This is a genomic window from Streptomyces sp. a15 (genome assembly GCF_059026085.1).
This window is the reverse complement of sequence record NZ_JBWLKM010000190.1, coordinates 1-3,464: the sequence shown is the minus strand read 5'-3', so window position 1 is coordinate 3,464 and position 3,464 is coordinate 1. Positions and strand designations below refer to the sequence as shown.

Sequence of the window (3,464 nt, the reverse complement as noted above, 5' to 3'; positions counted from 1 at the left end):
GGCGCAAACGCATCAGCGCGGATGCCGATGGCCAGCACGCGCTGATTGAGCGGAGGCTTCACTTGAGAGTTCTTGTGGGACATGGGGGTCCCTCCTCCACGGCAATATGGCCCCCTCTGATGGCACACCCATGGCTGCTCAGTTCTGTGGGGGGAAGTCAAGAGAAAGGTGACACATCGACTGTTGATGCGTCAATGTTTCCTTACTCCATCGCCGAACGGTGTGACGCCGCACGGGGCGGAACGCTCACAGGCTTGTGAGTGTCGCGAGCGCGTTACAGCCCGGTCCAGGCCACCGGATGCGACACGCAGGCCCGCGGCTTCGACATCATCAGACTGCCCCCGACGGCCGCACGCCGGTCGGCAGCCCCAGTTGACGGAGTGGGATCGGTTCACCGGCCGCTCCGTGCACAGCGAGGACACGATGCCGACGGCATCGCGGTCGCACCTGCCACCTTCAACACGGTCAACGCGTAGGGCGCTCGGCCTCACCCACGACTTCTTGGTAGGCGACACGGACGCCGGCATGGGGCGTTCCCCCGAACTGGGCGTGGATCCAATGTGCTGGTCACGGCAACGCCGGTGATTCAGGGTGCTTTCGCAGGTGAGGATAGGTGTCCACAGAAGGTCGTTCAGGAGTTCCTGGCCACATCGAGTCGGGCGGCGTACAGAACCTGCCGGTTCGCTGCGGTCCGTCCGACAGTCGTGAGCCGGGCGAGCCGCACCGTCGTGGTGAGGAGATCTGGTCGGGATCGACCTCAACCTGTTCGACTGCGTGGACTTTGAGCGCACACAGTGCCTGATAGACGGTGAGAAGCGCGTAGACCTCCTGGCAGATGAGCTCAGGGGTCTTGGAGCGCAGGATGAAGCCAGCCCCTCTCAGCCGGCTTTTGAGTTCGGCGAAGCCGTTTTCGATCTCCCAGCGTTGATGGTATCGGCGGGCCAACTGCCCTGCGGGCGCCTGCCGGTGGTCGAGCAGGCTGGCCGCCAGGCGGAACTTCTCCACCTGAGGCGGCCCGTCCTGGGACCGGGCGGGCACGGTGTAGTCGACGATGCGCACGAAGTATCCCTCGGGCAGCCCTGCCGGCGTGCGGCCGTGGACGCGGGCATCGCCCAGGCACTGGCCCTCAACAGAGGGGGCATGACGGACACATACGAGCCGTCGGGAGGGCCCACAGAGGTGGCAGGAGGAAGTTCTTCTTGATCCGCCAGGCGATGTGGCAGCCGGTCGAGTGTGTCGGAAGCGGTTTTGTCGCAGTGCGCAAAGTCATCACACGCCCGCACCCAGCTCACCGACGAGCTGCGCACGGGGCAGCACCAGTGGCGGGACCGCTGCCGATGCCGAACGCGACAGCGCTCAGGCGGACGCCGACCCAAGGGGCGCCGACGCATATCACCCATGCCGCATGTAATGATACGTCAACTAAGGGCCCAATGGAGGAGTCCCATGTCCCACAAGAACTCTCAAGTGAAGGCTCTACTCAACGACGACGTCCTAGCCATCGGCATCCTGCCCGAGTCGTTCACACCGGAGGAGCTGGCGCCATTTAAATTGACCGTGGAGGAGCTGGCCGCCCAGGTCAAACGCGGCTGGGCGGCGAGCCAGGCCGCGGGCGTCGTCGGCGAGATGTGCAGCGTCAGCAAGGACCCCGACGAGGCCGAGGTCGAGATTCGAAAGCGATTCGCCGAGCGCTCCTTCGGGCTGGCGCTCGTCGGCAGCGGCGTCCGGTTGTTTCCGGAGAACACCGTCCTGTTCGAACGGATCGTCAACGTGCTCGTCGACCTCCAGCCGGACATCCGTCTGTGCTTCGCCACGGGTCCGGAGAACATGCTCGAAGCGATCCAGCGCTGGCTCGACCGCTAATCCAGAAGGCTGCTGAAAATCTCGGGTTCTGGCCCCGGCTCGGTGGAGTCGGGGCCAGTCTTGGGGCATGCAGGGTCCCGGACGGGCCGCGCTCCCCTCCGGCGCGGAGGTGGCCAGGCTCGAACTCGACCGGCCGGCCCACCTGTTGGACGGCGCGACCAAGCTGTTCCTCCACATACAGGCCACCGGGGAACGGACCGGCGACCTGCTCGACGCCGCCCGCGCGGCAGGCGTCCGGCACGTCGTGATGCTCTCCTCGGGGATCATCAAAGAGGGCGCCGACGAAACCCACCCCATCCACATCTGGCACGCGACCGCCGAACAGCAGGTCCGCGACAGCGGTCTGGAGTGGACCTTCCTGCGCCCCATCACCTTCGCCGTCAACGCCCTTCAGTGGGCTCCGCAGATCCGCGCGGGCAACACCGTCCACGGCCCCTTCGCCGGAGCCGTCACGGCACCCATCCACGAGGACGACATCGCGGCCGTCGCGGCCCGCGTCCTCGCCGACGACGGACACGCCGGCGCCGTACACCGCCTCACCGGCCCCGAGGCCGTGACGACCACCGAACAGATCACCGCCATCGGCCGGGCCCTCGGCCGCGACCTACACTTCGTCGAAGTCCCCCCGGACCAGGTGGGCCACGACCTCTTCCCCCACGTCTCACCCTCGATGCTGCAGGACGTCCTCAAGACTTTCGCGGCCACCGTGGGCGTGCCCCCGGAAATCACGACCACGGTCGAGACGGTCACGGGTACTCCGGCCCGCACATTCGGCGAGTGGGCCAAGGACCACCGCGCAGAGTTCCAATCCTGAGCCACAAGCGCGCCCCGTCAAGGGGCGCGGGGAACTGCGCGCCCAACCCCGTACGACCAGCACACGGCGCTCCGGGCCTCAGCAGCGCCCCATAAGGGCCGCAGGGCTGGGCGCGTCCACAACCCGCACATCACACACCGGGTCTCAGAAGGCTTCCGCACACCGGTCGATGGGCGTGGTCAGTCGAACTGGGTTCTGGATCGGGTGATCGCGGCGGCGTCGACGCATGAAGACAGAGCCCCCTCGCCCTGCCGGGCCGCTTCAGATCGCCAACCTCGGCGGCCGAGTGCGGTTACTGGTGCGCGGCCAGGAACGGCAGGACGACGTCGGCCATCTCGTCGGTTACTTCCTCTGCAAGGTCGTGGCCGGCGTCGAAGACGTGTCCGGTGACGTCGTGGGCCATGAGTCACATCTGGGACTCATGGCGGTCGCCGATGAACTTGCCCGTGTGGCGACATCGAGGAGTTCGTCGAGGTCCTCGCTGAGCGTCACCTCGCCCCGCGCTTCGACGTAGGCGAAGGGCGGCGCGTCGTCGGCGACGCAGAGGGATGCGCGGGGGTTGCGCCGCAGGTTGCGGGCCTTGGCCGTCGCGCCACCCGTGGTGAACAGGAAGGCCTCGCCGTCGAAGACGTACCAGACGGGGGTGATGTTCGGCGTGCCGCCGGCCCCGACGGTGGCGAACCGTCCGGTGGGCGCGCCGCGGGTGACTAAGACCGACCGGCGAATGGATCACTTGAGGCGTCGGGTGGTGGGGCGGTCGTCCCAGCGGTAGCGGCTGGTCGCGCGG

General features: G+C 67.3%; 3 protein-coding genes and 2 pseudogenes. 2 read left to right on the top strand and 3 right to left on the bottom strand.

What is annotated here, in order from left to right:
• Positions 1–567 precede the first annotated feature (567 nt).
• The gene (locus AC5P09_RS51375) at positions 568–1,059 is read right to left on the bottom strand and encodes a transposase (protein WP_493880540.1); all 492 of its coding nucleotides are present in this window, start codon (positions 1,057–1,059) and stop codon (positions 568–570) included.
• A gap of 387 nt (positions 1,060–1,446) precedes the next feature.
• Here AC5P09_RS51375 and AC5P09_RS51370 point away from each other — a divergent pair, with 387 nt between their 5' ends.
• Both AC5P09_RS51370 and AC5P09_RS51365 read left to right on the top strand, forming a co-directional pair.
• Positions 1,447–1,863: a hypothetical protein gene (locus AC5P09_RS51370; protein ID WP_493880539.1), complete on the top strand. Its 417-nt coding sequence runs from the start codon at positions 1,447–1,449 to the stop codon at positions 1,861–1,863.
• A 67-nt stretch (positions 1,864–1,930) separates the two neighbouring features.
• Positions 1,931–2,677 (top strand): NAD(P)H-binding protein, encoded by a 747-nt coding sequence (locus tag AC5P09_RS51365; RefSeq protein ID WP_493880538.1) that lies wholly within the window; start codon positions 1,931–1,933, stop codon positions 2,675–2,677.
• Between the two features lie 292 nt (positions 2,678–2,969).
• On the opposite strand, the pseudogene AC5P09_RS51360 reads toward AC5P09_RS51365, so the two are convergent.
• Positions 2,970–3,116: pseudogene (locus AC5P09_RS51360) on the bottom strand (alpha/beta fold hydrolase); the annotation flags it as partial.
• Between the two features lie 50 nt (positions 3,117–3,166).
• Positions 3,167–3,325: pseudogene (locus AC5P09_RS51355) on the bottom strand (pyridoxamine 5'-phosphate oxidase family protein); the annotation flags it as partial.
• Positions 3,326–3,464: the final 139 nt, after the last annotated feature.

What these genes read in the sequence shown, in the direction of transcription:
- AC5P09_RS51365 (WP_493880538.1), top strand. Translation starts at nt 1,931, where the DNA reads ATGCAGGGTCCCGGACGGGCCGCGCTCCCCTCCGGCGCGGAGGTGGCC.
- AC5P09_RS51370 (WP_493880539.1), top strand. Translation starts at nt 1,447, where the DNA reads ATGTCCCACAAGAACTCTCAAGTGAAGGCTCTACTCAACGACGACGTC.